The sequence below is a fragment of the Georgenia phoenicis genome (assembly GCF_047302425.1).
Lineage (GTDB): Bacteria > Actinomycetota > Actinomycetes > Actinomycetales > Actinomycetaceae > Oceanitalea.
In genome coordinates this window covers 925520-940805 of sequence record NZ_CP154855.1, presented here as the reverse complement: position 1 = coordinate 940805, position 15286 = coordinate 925520, and the positions used below count along the sequence as shown (strand labels likewise).

At 71.9% G+C, this 15286-nt stretch carries 11 protein-coding genes and 1 riboswitch; all 11 genes read right to left on the bottom strand.

Features of this window, described 5'->3' with window-relative positions:
* Positions 1-19: 19 nt before the first annotated feature.
* On the bottom strand, positions 20-1216 hold the full coding sequence (locus AA0005_RS04645; protein ID WP_413452242.1) for an MFS transporter: 1197 nt from the start codon (positions 1214-1216) through the stop codon (positions 20-22).
* On the bottom strand, positions 1213-2088 hold the full coding sequence (locus AA0005_RS04640; RefSeq protein WP_413452241.1) for a bifunctional methylenetetrahydrofolate dehydrogenase/methenyltetrahydrofolate cyclohydrolase: 876 nt from the start codon (positions 2086-2088) through the stop codon (positions 1213-1215). The genes AA0005_RS04645 and AA0005_RS04640 overlap by 4 nt, the downstream gene beginning before the upstream one ends.
* The gene (gene glyA, locus AA0005_RS04635; RefSeq protein ID WP_413452240.1) at positions 2085-3383 is read right to left on the bottom strand and encodes a serine hydroxymethyltransferase; all 1299 of its coding nucleotides are present in this window, start codon (positions 3381-3383) and stop codon (positions 2085-2087) included. Before glyA ends, AA0005_RS04640 begins: the two co-directional genes overlap by 4 nt.
* Before the next feature lie 47 nt (positions 3384-3430).
* A riboswitch (ZMP/ZTP riboswitch) is annotated at positions 3431-3519 on the bottom strand.
* A gap of 16 nt (positions 3520-3535) precedes the next feature.
* The gene (locus AA0005_RS04630; RefSeq protein ID WP_413452239.1) at positions 3536-4036 is read right to left on the bottom strand and encodes a GNAT family N-acetyltransferase; all 501 of its coding nucleotides are present in this window, start codon (positions 4034-4036) and stop codon (positions 3536-3538) included.
* 147 nt (positions 4037-4183) lie between these two features.
* A complete protein-coding gene (gene purU, locus AA0005_RS04625) occupies positions 4184-5041 on the bottom strand; it encodes a formyltetrahydrofolate deformylase (protein ID WP_413452238.1) in 858 nt (285 codons plus the stop codon).
* A gap of 124 nt (positions 5042-5165) precedes the next feature.
* Positions 5166-11189, bottom strand: a complete 6024-nt coding sequence (gene pulA, locus AA0005_RS04620) for a pullulanase-type alpha-1,6-glucosidase (protein ID WP_413452237.1) — start codon at positions 11187-11189, stop codon at positions 5166-5168.
* Positions 11190-11294: 105 nt separating this feature from the next.
* Positions 11295-11963 carry a hypothetical protein gene (locus AA0005_RS04615; RefSeq protein WP_413452236.1) on the bottom strand — a complete coding sequence of 223 codons (669 nt, stop codon included), beginning with the start codon at positions 11961-11963 and terminating at the stop codon, positions 11295-11297.
* Positions 11963-12163, bottom strand: a complete 201-nt coding sequence (locus AA0005_RS04610; RefSeq protein WP_413452235.1) for a hypothetical protein — start codon at positions 12161-12163, stop codon at positions 11963-11965. The genes AA0005_RS04615 and AA0005_RS04610 overlap by 1 nt, the downstream gene beginning before the upstream one ends.
* A gap of 1 nt (position 12164) precedes the next feature.
* Complete coding sequence (locus tag AA0005_RS04605; protein WP_413452234.1) at positions 12165-12896, bottom strand: AIM24 family protein; 732 nt, start codon at positions 12894-12896, stop codon at positions 12165-12167.
* A 134-nt stretch (positions 12897-13030) separates the two neighbouring features.
* Entirely contained in the window at positions 13031-14011 is a 981-nt protein-coding gene (locus tag AA0005_RS04600; RefSeq protein WP_413452233.1) for a malate dehydrogenase, read from the bottom strand.
* Positions 14012-14032: 21 nt separating this feature from the next.
* A complete protein-coding gene (locus AA0005_RS04595; RefSeq protein ID WP_413452232.1) occupies positions 14033-15250 on the bottom strand; it encodes an NADP-dependent isocitrate dehydrogenase in 1218 nt (405 codons plus the stop codon).
* Between the last annotated feature and the right edge of the window lie 36 nt (positions 15251-15286).

Genomic DNA, 15286 nt, shown 5'->3' with positions numbered 1-15286 from the left:
AGGATGAGAGGCGCGCGCCTCAGCGGCCGAGGATGAGCCCCGGCCGGGCCGCGCCCAGCGCGACGACTGCCTGGCCCAGGGCGATGAGCGCCGTGAGGACGAGGACGAGCTCCCAGGCCACCGAGCCGCCGAGCCAGCCGGCGACCAGCGGGCCGCAGGCAGCGACGGCGTAGCCCACCGTCTGCGCCATCGAGGAGAGCTGGGCGGTCTGGCCCGCGTGCGCGGTGCGCAGCCCGAAGAGGCTGAGCGCGAGGACGAGGGAGCTGCCGGACCCGACGGCGGCGAGCGCGACCCACGCCACCGCGGCGCCCGGTGCCAGGAGGAGCCCGACCATCGCCACCACCATCGTCAGCCCGACTGCCACCCCCAGGCCGCGCAGGTCGGTGCGCCGCCGCATGAGGATGGTGATCCCGAAGCCGGAGATCATGCCGACGACCTGGTAGATGAACAGGTGCCACCCGGCGGTGCGGGGGTCCAGCCCGAGGGCCGTCTCGATCGTGGGCAACCAGTTGACGATGATGTAGAAGCACGCCGACTGCAGGCCCATGAAGAGGCTGACCACCCAGGCACTGCGGTTGCGCCACATCGTCCCGGCCCGCGGCGCGGCGTCGGCGACCACGGGCAGCTCGGGTGCCTCCGCCGGCCCGCTCCGCACCGCGCGCACGCCCCACACGGCCGCCACGACAGCGACGACGACGGCGAACCCCGCCAGCGGCAGCCGCCACCCCCCGCCCCACGCGTCGGAGACGGGGACGGCGATCCCGGAGGCGACCGCCCCCGTCGTGCTCATGACGGCGGTGAAGCAGGCGGTGACGAGGGCGATGCGGTGCGGCTGGTCCCGCTTGACGACGGCGGGGGCGAGGACGTTGCCCGCCGCGATGGCCAGCCCGATGACGGCGGTGCCGACCCACAGCACGCCAGGGACGTCCAGCGAGCGCAGCACCAGCCCACCGGCGAGCGCGAGGAGCGCGACGGCGATGACCCGCTCGAGCCCGAAGCGCACGGCCGGCCGGTGGGCCAGGGCCGAGCCGACCCCGAAGCCGAGGACGGGCAGCGCGCCGAGGAGGCCGAGCGCCGTCGCGCCCATGCCGGTGTCGGCGCCGATGCGGTCGATGAGCGGGCCGACGGACGTCACCGGCGCACGCAGGCACATGCCGAGGAGGAGGACGGCCACCACGGCCGCGACGGCGCGCCGCGGCCGTGGCAGCGAGGTCACGACTGCTCGGCCGCGTCCACGACGTTGGCCAGCAGCATGGCGCGGGTCATCGGCCCGACGCCGCCCGGGTTGGGCGAGAGCCACCCGGCGACGTCCGCGACGCCGTCGGCGACGTCCCCGCGCAGGCGCGCCTTGCCCGTCTCGGGGTCCGCGACGCGGCTGACGCCGACGTCGAGCACCGCCGCGCCGGGACCGACCATGTCCGCGGTGACGATCCCGGGCACCCCGGCGGCCGCGACGACGACGTCGGCCTGGCGCACGTGCGCGGCGAGGTCGCGGGTGCCGGTGTGGGTGAGGGTGACGGTCGCGTTGACGTCGCGGCGGGTGAGGAGCAGGCCGATGCTGCGGCCCACCGTGGTCCCGCGGCCGACGACGACGACGTGCTTGCCCTCGAGGTCGACGTCGTAGCGGTCGAGCAGCTCGATGACGCCGCGCGGGGTGCACGGCAGCGGGCTGGTCACCGGCTCCTTGACGCGCAGGACGAGGCGCCCGAGGTTCGTCGGGTGCAGGCCGTCGGCGTCCTTGTCCGGGTCGATCCGCTCGAGCACGGCGTTGGTGTCCACGCCCGCGGGCAGCGGGAGCTGGACGATGTAGCCGGTGCAGGCGGGGTCGGCGTTGAGCCGGTCCACCGCCGCGAGGATCTCCTCCTGGGTGGCGGTGGCGGGCAGGTCGACGCGGATCGACTCGATGCCGATCTCCGCGCAGTCGCGGTGCTTGCCGGCGACGTAGCTGCGCGAGCCGGGGTCGTCGCCGACGAGGACGGTGCCCAGGCCGGGCACGATGCCGCGCTCGCGCAGCGCGGCCACGCGGGTGGCGAGCTCGGACTTGATCTGTGCCGCGGTGGCCTTGCCGTCGAGGACGACCGCGCTCACTGCTGCAGGCCCTCGTACAGCGGGAACGCCTCGGTCAGCTTGGCAACCCGGGAGTGCAGGGCCGTGACGTCCGCCGCGGTGCCCTCGGTGAGGGCGGTGGCGATGATGTCGGCGACCTCGGTGAACTCTGTGGCGCCGAAGCCACGGGTGGCCAGGGCCGGGGTGCCGATGCGCAGGCCCGAGGTGACGCGCGGGGGGCGCGGGTCGAAGGGCACGGCGTTGCGGTTGACCGTGATGCCCGCGGCGTGGAGGAGGTCCTCCGCCTGCTGGCCGTCGAGGGTGGAGTTGCGGAGGTCGACGAGGACGAGGTGGACGTCGGTGCCGCCGGTGACGACGGAGACGCCGGCCTCGCGGACGGCGGGCTCCATGAGCCGCTCGGCGATGATCCGGGCGCCCTCCAGGGTGCGGCGCTGCCGGTCGGCGAACTCCTCGCCGGCGGCGACCTTGAGCGCCACGGCCTTGGCGGCGATGACGTGCATGAGCGGGCCGCCCTGCTGGCCCGGGAAGACCGCGGAGTTGAGCTTCTTGCCCAGCTCCTCGGCGTCGCGGGACAGGATCATGCCCGAGCGGGGGCCGCCGAGGGTCTTGTGGATGGTCGTGGAGACGACGTCGGAGTGGGGCACCGGGTTGGGGTGCAGGCCGGCGGCGACGAGGCCCGCAAAGTGCGCCATGTCCGTCCACAGGAAGGCACCGACCTCGTCCGCGATGGCGCGGAAGGCCGCGAAGTCGAGGTGGCGGGGGTAGGCCGACCAGCCGGCGATGATGACCTTGGGCCGCTCGGCGAGCGCCTGCTCGCGCACCTGGTCCATGTCGATGCGGTGGGTCTGCTCGTCGACGCCGTAGGCGGCGATGTCGTAGAGCCGGCCGGAGAAGTTGATCTTCATGCCGTGGGTGAGGTGGCCACCGTGCGGCAGGGACAGACCCAGCACCTTGTCGCCGGGGCGGGCGATGGCGTGGAGCACCGCGGCGTTGGCGGTGGCGCCGGAGTGGGGCTGGACGTTGGCGTACGCGGCGCCGAAGAGCGACTTCGCGCGCTCGATCGCGAGGTTCTCGGCGATGTCGACCTGCTCGCAGCCGCCGTAGTACCGCTTGCCGGGGTAGCCCTCGGCGTACTTGTTCGTCAGCACCGAGCCCTGCGCCTGCAGGACGGCGCGCGGCACGAAGTTCTCGCTGGCGATCATCTCCAGCGTCTCGCGCTGGCGGGTGAGCTCGCCGTCGAGGACGGCGGCGATCTCGGGGTCGAGCTCGGCGAGGGCCTGGTCGGCGACCGGGCGGGTCTCGGTGGGCTGGCTCATGGTTCCTCCGCATTCACTGGGTGCGCGCCGGGCGCGCGTTGCCGGTGACCCTCGGCCCAGGCGGGCGACCTGAGGTCTGCGTGGTTCGTCGCTCCCCGGTGGTGATCCACCTCTGGCGCCAGTCGCGACAGGCCAGACTCTACCCGGTCCGGCTAAGGGGTCTCGTCCTCGTCCGGCTCGTCCTCGCCGAGGATGCGCCGCAGGTAGGCGTAGGTGAGGTCACCGGTGTGCTGGTCGTACTGGTGCTCGTAGCCGTGCTTGGCGTACATGGACAGGTTCTGCTTGGAGTCCTGGCCGGTGAAGACCCAGACCTCCTTGGTCTGCTCGGGCAGGTACTCGAGGACCGCCATGAGGAGCTGGGTGCCCAGGCCCTGGCCCTGGAGGTCGGGGACGACGGCGAGGCGGCCGAGGTTGGCCCGCTCACCCTCGAGCTCCACCCGGATCGAGCCGACGAGGCGGGTGCCGATCCACGCGCCGAGGGTGACGACCTCGGGTCGCTTGAGGTCCTCGCGCAGCTCGGCGAGCGTCTGCGTGAGGGCCGGGATGCTCGGGTCACCGTAGAGCTGGGCCTCGGTGACGAAGGCCGCGCGGCGCACCGTCAGCAGCTCGCCGGCAGCGTCGTCGTCGACCACATCGATACGAACGTCGTCCATGCGGCCATCCTTGCACCGACCCCCGCCGCCGGCGTGCACGTCCACCCCGCGATCCCCCAGCCGGTCGCCCCCTCCCTCGCCGACAGCACAGTTACCGCCGACAGCTCAGTTACCGCGTGGACGGTGAAGGTGGGCGGGTGCGTCGGGTCAGCGGAAGATGACGGTGCGGGCGCCGTCGCGCAGGACGCGGTGCTCGGCGTGCCAGCGCACGGCGCGGGCGAGCACCCGGCGCTCGACGTCCTCACCGAGGGCGACCATCTCGCGCTCGTCGTCGCCGTGGTCCACGCGCTCGACGTCCTGCTCGATGATCGGGCCCTCGTCCAGGTCCGCCGTCACGTAGTGGGCGGTGGCGCCGATGAGCTTGACGCCGCGGGCGTGGGCCTGGGCGTAGGGGCGGGCGCCCTTGAAGCTCGGCAGGAACGAGTGGTGGATGTTGATGACGCGGCCCTCGAGGCGGCGGCACAGGTCGTCGGAGAGCACCTGCATGTAGCGGGCGAGGACGACGAGCTCGACGTCCTGCTCCTCGACGAGCCGGAGCAGCCGCGCCTCAGCCCCCGCCTTGGTGTCGGGGGTGACCGGCACGTGGTGGAAGTCGTAGTCGTAGAAGCGGGCGAGGTCCTCGAGCACCGTGTGGTTCGAGACGACGCCGACGACGTCGATGGGCAGCCGGTCGTTGCGCTGGCGGTAGCCGAGGTCCGCGAGGCAGTGGGCCGCCTTGGACACGAGGATGAGCGTGCGCAGCGGCCGGCCGACGACGTCGAGCTGCCAGGTCATGTCGAACTGCCCGGCGAGCATGTCGAGGGCCTGCTCGAGCTCCTCGCGCGGCGCGGCGGTCTGCACCTGCACGCGCATGAAGAACAGTCCGGTCGAGGGGTCGCCGAACTGCTGGGACTCGGTGATGTTCCCTCCGTGCTCGGCGAGCAGACCGGCGACGGCGCTGACGATGCCGGGCCGGTCGGGGCACGAGAGGGACAGGACGAGATGGAGGTCGCCGTCGGTGTTCACCCGCACGAGGCTAGCCGACCACCTCGCCGCCTCCGGTCACGGTCCGCGGCCCGGGCGGTCGCCCCGTCCACACCGTGTGGGTTCCGAGTTCTCACAGAACTCGGAACCCACACGATGTGCGCGCTCAGCCCTGGCGGCGGCGCGCCACGAGGGTCGCGCCGGCGAGAAGGAGGAGCAGGGCGACGGCGACCGGGACGACGACGCCGGCACCCGTCTGGGGCAGGCGACCGCCGGCGCCGGGCCGGCCGTCACGGTCGTCGACGCCGCCGGGTCGGCCGTCGTCGCCGTCCGGGCCGGCCGACGGGTCGGTCGGGCCGGTCGGCGGGTCGGTCGGATCGGTCGGCAGGTCGGTCGGGTCCACCGGCGGGTCGGTCGGGTCGACCGGCGGGTCGGTCGGCTCCACCACGTCCTGCGCCTCGACGAGCACCGCGACGGTCCGTGCCGGCACCGTCACCGTCCCGGTGGCGGCGTCCCACGCCGTCTGGCGCACGACGTCGTCGGCGCCGTCCACCTGCACCGGTGAGAGCGCGAGCTCGCGCCCGGCGAAGCCGTCCACCTGCTCGGTGACCGGCTCCGGGGAGGCGTTGAAGACGGCGAGCACGCCGTCGAGCGCGGGGTCGGCGTCCGTCTCCCCGGCCGTGTCGTCGACCGCCATAACGAGCAGGCCCGGCGTCGCGTCCGGTCCCGAGCCGGGGAAGGTCACCTTCTCCTCGATGAGCTCGGCGGAGCCGAGCCGGAAGAGCTCGGTGGAGAAGCGCAGCTCGAGGAGGTCCTGCGCCATGGCGGCGGACTGCTCGATGTCGGCCGGCTGCGGGCGCAGGTCCGGGTCTGCCAGCAGGTGCCGCATGATGTCCCAGGCCCCACCGTTGTCGTCCGCCGGTGGCAGGCCCACCCCGAAGTTGTTCGTCTGCATCGACCAGTCGAGCCGGTTGAAGTGGTCACCGGAGTTGTAGCTGTTGCGGTCCAGCGACTTCGAGCGCAGCAGGTCGGTACCCGCGTGCCAGAACGACGGCGTCTGGGACAGCGCCGTCGTCGCCAGCGACAGCGTGTTCATCCGCACCCGGTCGGCCATCGCGGTGTCGACCGGCAGCTTGAACGCGAGGTTGTCGAAGAGCGTCTCGTTGTCGTGCGCGTCGACGTAGGTGACGACCTCGTCCGGCTGAGTGGCGTACCCGGCGGGCTGGCCGTTGTAGTCGAGCTCGGCCCCGGTCTGCTCCTCACCGGCAGAGGTGAGGAAGGAGTAGTCGGCGAGGTTGCCGGCCAGCCCGAGCCGCACGAGGTCGGTCTGGTGGGCCAGGCGCGCGGCCTGCTCCTCCGGCGTGCCCTCGGCGACGGCGTTCGGGTCGGTGAAGGAGCCCGAGCCGAAGCCCTGGATGGTGCGCTGGTCCTCGTCGAAGGGGCCACCGCCGCGGACGGCGTCGCGCAGCCGGTCGGAGAAGGTGCCGATGCCGGTGCCGTCGAGCTGGCCCTGCGTGGCCTGCTCGAAGCGGGCGTTGTCCGCGACCTCCCCGAAGTTCCAGCCCTCGCCGTAGACGTAGACGGACTCGCCGTCCACGCCGTCGTCCTCGAGGGTGAGGGCGTCCAGCGCCTCCCGCACCGCGACCATGTTGTCGCGCGAGTGGTGGCCCATGAGGTCGAAGCGGAAGCCGTCGACCCCGTAGTCGGTGGCCCAGGTGAGGACCGAGTCGACCATGAGCTTCTCGGCCATCTCGTGCTCGGTGGCGATGTTCTGGCAGCAGGTCGAGGTCTCGACGTTCCCCGTCGCGCCGAGGCGGTGGTAGTACCCGGGTACCACCTGGTCGAGGACGGAGCGCTCGTCCTGTCCCGAGGCGCTGGTGTGGTTGTAGACCTTGTCGAGCACGACCTGGAGGCCGGCGTCGTGCAGGCCGCCCACCATGGTGCGGAACTCGGCGGTGCGGCTGCCGCCGTCACGGTCGACGGCGTAGGAGCCCTCGGGGGTGGAGAAGTGCCACGGGTCGTAGCCCCAGTTGAAGCCGTCGAGGTCACGCGTGGCGCTCACCGCGGCCTGCTGCTCCTCGGCGGCCGGGCCGGCGTCGGGCACGGTCGGCTCCGTGCGGGCGGCCGGGTCCTCCTCGATCGTCGCGATGTCGAAGGTCGGCAGCAGGTGCACGGTGTTCATGCCCGCCTCGGCGAGCGCGCGCAGGTGCTGCATGCCGGCGCTGTCCTCCTGCGCGAAGGCGAGGTAGGTGCCGCGCAGCTCCTGCGGCACGGTCTCGTCGCTGATCGAGAAGTCGCGCACGTGCAGCTCGTAGATCGTGCGGTCCACCGGCCGCTCGACGACGGGCCGCGGGGTGTCGGTCCACAGCTCCGGCGCCCAGCGCGGGTCGTCGAGGTCGACGAGCACCGAGTGGGTGGAGTTCTCCGTGAGGCCGACGGCGTAGGGGTCGGTGACGACGTTCGTCACGACCTCGTCGAGCGCCGGGACGTAGACGGTGACCGCGTAGCGGTACGCCGCGTCCTCCCAGCCGGGCTCGCCCACGACGGTCCACGTGCCGTCGTCCTGGCGGGCCATCTCGACGACCTCCGGCTCACCGGTGACGGCGGCCGCGGCGAGACCCTGCGGCTCGTTCCACAGCTGGAGGTCGACGTCGGTCGCGGTCGGGGCCCACAGCGCGAGGGACGGCGCGCCGTCCTCGGCCCAGTCCACCCCGAGCGCGCGGTCGGCCGCGGCGGCCCCGTAGAGGTCGTCAAGGACGCCGGGGACCTGCAGCCCGGTGAAGGCGGAGACGACGTCGCCCTGCCGCTGGAGCACCTGGACCTGCCCGGTGAGGACCTCTTCGACCTCGGCGGTGCTCAGGCCCTCGACCCGGAGGGCGAGGTGGTCGGCGAGGTGGGGGAAGCGCTCGGCGAGCGCCTCGGGGAGCCCCTCTCCCACAAGCGTGAGCGGCGCGGAGCCGTCGGATCCGACGACGGCGCCGTCGACCACCTCCATGCCGCCCGCGGCGGCGTGGTGGAGCGACCAGTCGAGATCACCCGGCTCCGTGCCGGCGGGGACGAGGGAGCGCGGCCAGGCGATCGTCGTCTCGTCGAGCCAGTAGGCGGCGAGCTGGCCGGTGCCGGCCAGCGGTGGGTCGGTGACCTCGATCGACAGGACGTGGGTGGCGATGTCGTAGCTGAAGGAGACGAGCTTGCCCCCCGTCGCCTGGAAGGGGATGTTCGCGCCGTCCGGGACACCGCCGGCGCCGTAGTTCTCGGCCCAGCTGCGGCCGTGTGCCACCTTGGTCTCGTAGGTCCCGGTGGGCAGGGAGGACGTCTCCCAGGTGTAGGTGCCGTCCCCGTCGGGGTCGGTCATCCACGTCGCCATGCAGTCGGGCTGCCAGTCGCCGGGGCAGCCAGCCTCCTCCTGGAAGCTGCCGGGCAGCGTGACGATCGGGCCCTCGGCAGTGCTCGAGAAGTAGTGGGTCACCGGGTCGTAGAAGAAGGTGACCGGCCCGCCGTCGTGGGTGTAGCTGACGTCCGCACCGCCAGGAACGCCGCCGGCGCCGTAGTTCTCGTCCCAGGAGCCGCCGACGGCGACCTTGTACTGGTAGGTCCCGGCCGGGAGGTCGAAGGTTCCGGAGTAGACGCCGTCCGTGCCGAGCTCGAGCGCGGCAGCCTCACACTCGGGCTGCCAGTCGCCGGGGCAGCCCATGGCGGAGTTGTGGCTGCCGGGCACGGTGACGAGGTCTCCGCTCGGCTGCTCCGCGCCGGCGGTCCCGTCGACGGACTGGCCGACCGAGCCGACGGTCGAGGCCGCGACCCGGTGACCGGCCGCGTCGACCGACACCGCCCGGTACTCCACCAGCGTGCCGGTCGGCAGGCCGCTCACGTCGTGGAAGACGCGGGGCGCGTCCCCCTCCGCGGTGCCGAGCGGCGTCCACTCCTCGGCGCCGACCAGCCGGTAGGCGAAGGACGTCTCCGCCCACACGTCGTCGGCGATGTCGGCGACGACGGGGGCGACGCCGTCGAGGCGGCCGCCCTGGGCGGGGCTGAGCGTGATGGTGCCCGACTCGTCCGGTGCGCCGACGCTCCGGTCGGCGACGAGGACGACGGCGTCGAGCCCGGGGACAGTGAGCGTCACCTGCCCGGCCGCGTCCGCCGTCACGGGTCCGTGGTCACCGTGCAGGGGCGTATAGGTGGCCCCGGGGGTGAGGGTGGTGAAGGTCGCGGTCGCGTCTGCGGCCGTGTTGTTGAGGGCGACGACGTGCTCGAGCCGTTCGTCACGGTCGACGCGGGCGAAGGCGTAGACGCCGGCGCCGTCGTCGGCGTGGAGCTCGACCTGCGCGCCGGTCGCGAGCGCCGGGGTGCTCGAGCGCAGCTCGGCGAGCTGGGCGATGTGTGTGTAGAGCGGCGCGTCGGTGTCGTACCGGTCCTGCGCGCCGATCGGGTCGCCGTCGAGCGTCGGCTCGTTCTGGTACTGCTGTACCTGACTGGCGAAGAGGGACTGGCGGGCGTCCTTGTCCCCGCCCTGCCCGGCGAAGCCCTGCTCGTCGCCGTAGTAGACGACCGGCTGGCCGCGGGTGAGGTACATGAGGGAGTGCGCGAGCATCGAGCGCTCGCGCGCGTCGCCGGAGCCCTGGAGGAAGAAGCCGACGCGGCCCATGTCGTGGTTGCCGAGGAAGGTGGGCAGGTCGTGGGCGCTCGTGCGCGGGGTCGTGTAGTAAGCGTCCGCGGCGAAGAGGCCGGACAGGCCGGCAGCGGTGAAGCCGCGGGCGTAGTTGACGGCGGCCGACTGGTAGGCGAAGTCGAGCACGCCGTTCATGTCGGTGTCGCGCACGTACGGGGAGAGCAGGCGGGCGTCGGCGTCGTAGACCTCGCCGAACATGAAGAACTCCTCGTGGCCCCGGGAGCGTGCGTGCTCGAGGACCTCGGTGGTCCACTCCTCCCAGAACTCGCGGTTCACGTGCTTGGCGGTGTCGATGCGGAAGCCGTCGATGCCGAGGTCGATCCAGTCCTCGTACACCTCGACGAAGCCGTCGACGACGGTGGGGTGCTCGGTCATGAGGTCGTCGAGGCCGTCGAAGTCGCCGTAGGTGACCGACTCCCCCTCCCACGTCGAGTTCCCGCGGTTGTGGTAGAGCGTGACGTCGTTGAGCCACGCGGGGGTCTTGGTGACCTCCGGGCCGACGACGGGCGTGTACGGGAAGGAGGTCTCGGCGTCGAGCTCGGGGAAGGTGCCGGTGCCGGCGTAGTCGCCCGGGTCGAAGGCGGTGCCCTCCGCGTCGACGTACGGGGAGGTCGCCATGTCGACGTAGTCGTACGCGTTCTCCGCGTAGTCGATGACGTCGGCGGTGTGGTTGGTGATGATGTCGAAGTAGACCTTGATGCCGCGGGCGTGGGCGTCGTCGATGAGCGCCTCGAGCTCCTCGTTGGTGCCCAGGTGCGGGTCGATCTGCGTGAAGTCGGTGATCCAGTAGCCGTGGTAGCCGGCCGAGGCGTTCGCGCCCTCGCCCTGGACGGGACGGTTCTGGAACGACGGCGTCAGCCAGATCGCCGTCGTGCCCAGCCCCTCGATGTAGTCGAGCCGCTCGTGCAGGCCGGCGATGTCACCGCCGTGGTAGAAGCCCTTGTCGGTGGGGTCGTAGCCGTGGTCGAGACGGTCGCCGTCCAGCCCCCCGGTGTTGTTCGTGGGGTCGCCGTCGGCGAAGCGGTCGGTCATGACGAAGTAGAACTGCTCGTCGGCGCCGGGCTGGCGGACCGGCTCGGTGACGAGCGCGGCGTCCGCGTCGGTGTAGCCCTCCGCGAGGTCGAGGACCTCGAGCGCGAGGAGCCCGTCCGTGTGGTCGAAGGTGAAACGGATGTCGGTGGGCCCCGCGAGGTGGAGCGCGTAGTTGTCTGCCCCTCCCCCGACGCCGTAGCCCTCGTCCCAGGTGCCGCCGACGGCGACCTTGTACTGCCAGCTGCCGGCCGGGACGGTGAGGTCGGCCGCGTAGATGCCCTCGGTGCCGGTGGGTGCGAGTGCGGTGGCGGTGCACTCGGGCACCCAGTCCTCCGCGCAGCCGAGCTCGGACTGCAGGTCGCCGGCGAGGACGACGAGAGCGTCGTCGGCCGCAGCCGGCAGGGTGGTGGCGACCAGCCCCGAGGCCAGCACGCTCAGGGCGGCGAGCCCGGCGACGACGGCGCGCGGACGGGTGGATCGTGCGGACATGGGACTCCCTCGTCTCCAGATGGTGCCCGCAGCGTAGCCCCGCCTGAAACCTCCCTGCAAGGGCCTGCAACTCGTTTCAGGCGGGCGGTGGCTCCATGCCCCCCGTCACGTGAGCCTCCCTGCCGCGTCGAACTGCTCGAGTGTCCCGAAGGTGAGGGTCGCCGTCGGGCGGGCACGGCCGGTGGCGACCCGGGGGACCACCTTCTCGCGGGTCCGGTGGGTGTAGGAGTACACCGCTGCGTCCACCGCGACCGGGGAGCTCGCCAGTCGCTCGGCGAGGTCCGGCTCGGCCATGAGGAGCGTCGTCGTCTGCGGGAGCAGTCCCGCACCCTCGAGCCACACGTGGACCGCGCCGACGGACCCGGTCACCGAGACGGGCACGAGGACGTCGTCAGGCTCGCGCCGTGCCCACAGCAGCGGCGTGGACGGGGCAGGTGGTACCGGGCGTCCCGCTCCCTCGGGGCTCGCCTCGGCCTCGGCGAGGACCACCCGGAAACGCGCGTCGTTGGACGGGTGCTCTCGCGGCGGCGTGTCCGACTCGGCGGCGTGCACCGAGTAGACCATCACGCCGGCCTGCAGGCCGTAGGCGTCCTCGGTGGACCACCGCGACACGAGGTACCCGAAGCGGGTGGCGACCTGGTCCTCGTACCGGATGAACGCACTGATGCCGTCGTGGGCCAGGGGCGCGGTCGCGGTCACCGTGACGTGGCGCCAGTGCCCCGGCTGTCCCGCGACGACGAGCCGGTGGGTGTACGCGAGGTCGGCGACCGTCATCACGGGACCCGGAAGACGACGTTCTCGAAGACGGTGATCCCCGTCGTCTGGTTCCCGGAGGGGATGATGTACTCCGGTCCGCCGCCGGGCATCCCGTCGAGCGGCAGCGCGTGCCGCTGCAGCACCACCTGGCCGGGGTCGTCGAGGCGGGCGACCACCAGCCGCTCGGCGGTGTTGACGTCGGGCAGCCTGCTGCCCATGTCAGCCGCCGAAGAGGCTGCCCAGCCCGCCGCCGCTGCTCTTCGTGCGGTTGTCCTGGTGCCCGCCGCTGACGACCGTCTCGCTCGGCTGGACGACGACGTAGCCCTGCCCGCCGAAGGCCATCTGGAAGGTCTCGCCGGTGCCGCCGCGCACGAGCGAGGACAGCCCGCCGGTGTCGACGCGGATGTCGGCGCTGACCCCGGCGGTCCACAGGACCACGGCCTGGGCGTCGGCGAAGGTCGGCGCGCTCGCGACGTCGAGGGCCACCGGCTCGCCCTGGGTGGTGACGGCGACGTAGCCGGTGCCGCGCAGCGAGACGTTGTACAGGCCACCGGTCATCGCGGCCCCGCGGGCCTGGAGGCGGTGGATGTCCCACTCGATCGAGGAGGAGAAGGCGAGGACGCTGGCGCCGTTGACCGACACCATGTCGTTCTCGAGGTAGAAGACCTGGACGTCGGCGGCGCCGTCGGCGACGAAGAGCTCGCCCTGCCCGGTGCACTCCATCATGCTCACGCCCTCACCGGTCATCGCCGACTTGACGATGCGGCCGAGCCCGCCGGAGCCCTTGTTCTGGAACCGGACGTCGCCCTGGTAGGCGACCATCGAGCCGGACTTCGCCCAGACGGGTCCGTAGCCCATCTGGATCTTGAGCAGCTTCTTGTTCTGCAGGACGAAGGGCTCCCGGGCGGCAGTCTCCTGGAAGTCGCTGAACAGGGTTCCGTGGATGGGCATGGCACTCCTTTGCGCGGTGGCTGGCAGCCGCAGCGTAGTGGCTGACGACGGCGGCACGTGCGCTCTCACCGGTACGTGAGCGCAGACGACGAGGGCCGGGAGGGGTGTCCCCTCCCGGCCCTCGCTCACGCTGCTCAGATGAGGCCGAGCTCCTGGACGGCGTCGCGCTCGCTGACGAGCTCCGCCACGGAGGCGTCGATCCGCTGGCGCGAGAAGTCGTTGACCTCCAGACCTTGGACGATCTCCCAGCTGCCGCCGCTCGAGCGCACCGGGAAGGAGGAGATGATCCCCTCGGGCACGCCGTAGGAGCCGTCGGACGGGATGGCCGCCGAGGTCCAGGACGAGCCGGTGCCGTTGACCCAGTCGTAGACGTGGTCGATGGCGGCGTTGGCGGCGGAGGCCGCCGACGACGCACCGCGGGCCTCGATGATCGCCGCGCCGCGCTTGGCGACGGTCGGGATGAACTCCGCGTCCAGCCAGGCCTCGTCCACGAGCTCGGTGGCCGGGCGGCCGCCGATCGTCGCGTGGAAGACGTCGGGGTACTGGGTGGCGGAGTGGTTGCCCCAGATCGTGAGGTTCTCGATCTCGCTGACCGGGGAGCCGGTCTTCTGGGCCAGCTGGCTCAGCGCCCGGTTGTGGTCCAGGCGCGTCATCGCGGTGAAGCGCTCGGCCGGGACGTCCGGCGCGTGGCGCTGGGCGATGAGCGCGTTGGTGTTGGCCGGGTTGCCGACGACGAGCACGCGGATGTCGGAGGCCGCGTGGTCGTTGATCGCCTTGCCCTGCGGGCCGAAGATCCCGCCGTTGGCCTCGAGGAGGTCACCGCGCTCCATGCCGGCCGAGCGCGGGCGGGCGCCGACGAGCAGCGCGATGTTCGCGCCGTCGAAGGCGGCGTTCGCGTCGTCGAAGATGTCGATCCCCGACAGCAGCGGGAAGGCGCAGTCGTCGAGCTCCATGGCGGTGCCCTCGGCGGCCTTGACGCCCTGGGGAATCTCCAGGAGGCGCAGCCGGACCGGGGTGTCGGCGCCGAGCAGCTGCCCGGAGGCGATCCGGAAGAGCAGGGCGTAGCCGATCTGGCCGGCGGCGCCGGTGACCGTGACGTTGACGGGCTGGTTCATGAGCTTCTCTCCTTCGAGACGTCAGCCGAGGCGGGCGGCGAGGTTCTCGTCGATCGAGGCGAGGAAGCCCTCGGTCGTCTGCCACTCCTGGTCGGTGCCGACGAGCAGGGCGAGGTCCTTGGTCATCTTGCCCGACTCGACCGTCTTGATGATGACGTCCTCGAGGGTCTCGGCGAAGCCGGTGACCTCGGGGGTGTTGTCGAGCTTGCCGCGGTGGGCCAGGCCCCGCGTCCACGCGAAGATCGAGGCGATCGGGTTCGTCGAGGTCGGGTTGCCGGCCTGGTGCTGGCGGTAGTGGCGGGTCACGGTGCCGTGGGCGGCCTCGGCCTCCACGGTGCGGCCATCCGGCGTCATGAGCACGGAGGTCATGAGACCGAGGGAGCCGAAGCCCTGCGCGACGGTGTCGGACTGGACGTCGCCGTCGTAGTTCTTGCAGGCCCAGACGTAGCCGCCCTCCCACTTCATGGCCGCGGCGACCATGTCGTCGATGAGGCGGTGCTCGTAGGTGAGGCCCGCGGCGTCGAACTGCTCCTTGAACTCCGTCTCGAAGATCTCCTGGAAGATGTCCTTGAAGGCGCCGTCGTAGGCCTTGAGGATCGTGTTCTTCGTCGACATGTAGACGGGGTAGCCGCGCTGCAGGCCGTAGGAGAAGGAGGCGCGGGCGAAGTCGGCGATCGACTTGTTGTAGTTGTACATGCCCATCGCCACGCCGCCGTCCTCGCCGAACTTGGCGATCTCCAGCTCCATGGGCTCCGAGCCGTCCTCGGGCGTGTAGGTGATGGTCACGGTGCCGGGGCCGGGGACCTTGAAGTTCTGCGACTTGTACTGGTCGCCGTGGGCGTGGCGGCCGATGATGATCGGCTTGGTCCAGCCCGGCACGAGGCGCGGCACGTTGGAGATGATGATCGGCTCGCGGAAGATGACGCCGCCGAGGATGTTGCGGATCGTCCCGTTGGGCGAGCGCCACATGTTCTTGAGGCCGAACTCGGCCACGCGCGCCTCGTCGGGGGTGATCGTCGCGCACTTGACGCCGACGCCGTACTGCTGGATGGCGTGGGCGGCGTCGATCGTCACCTGGTCGTCGGTGGCGTCGCGGTGCTGGATCCCGAGGTCGTAGTACTTGAGGTCGACGTCGAGGTAGGGGTGGATGAGGCGGTCCTTGATGAACTGCCAGATGATCCGCGTCATCTCGTCGCCGTCGAGCTCGACGACCGGGTTCTCGACCTTGATCTTCGCCATGTTCCTGCGCTCTCCTGACCACCCTGGTGGGGTGTG

Bases quoted from the DNA above. Each gene is read 5' to 3' on its own strand.
- glyA (WP_413452240.1), bottom strand. From the start codon at position 3,383: ATGAGCCAGCCCACCGAGACCCGCCCGGTCGCCGACCAGGCCCTCGCC.
- AA0005_RS04630 (WP_413452239.1), bottom strand. From the start codon at position 4,036: ATGGACGACGTTCGTATCGATGTGGTCGACGACGACGCTGCCGGCGAG.
- pulA (WP_413452237.1), bottom strand. From the start codon at position 11,189: ATGTCCGCACGATCCACCCGTCCGCGCGCCGTCGTCGCCGGGCTCGCC.
- AA0005_RS04615 (WP_413452236.1), bottom strand. From the start codon at position 11,963: ATGACGGTCGCCGACCTCGCGTACACCCACCGGCTCGTCGTCGCGGGA.
- AA0005_RS04610 (WP_413452235.1), bottom strand. From the start codon at position 12,163: ATGGGCAGCAGGCTGCCCGACGTCAACACCGCCGAGCGGCTGGTGGTC.
- AA0005_RS04605 (WP_413452234.1), bottom strand. From the start codon at position 12,896: ATGCCCATCCACGGAACCCTGTTCAGCGACTTCCAGGAGACTGCCGCC.
- AA0005_RS04600 (WP_413452233.1), bottom strand. From the start codon at position 14,011: ATGAACCAGCCCGTCAACGTCACGGTCACCGGCGCCGCCGGCCAGATC.
- AA0005_RS04595 (WP_413452232.1), bottom strand. From the start codon at position 15,250: ATGGCGAAGATCAAGGTCGAGAACCCGGTCGTCGAGCTCGACGGCGAC.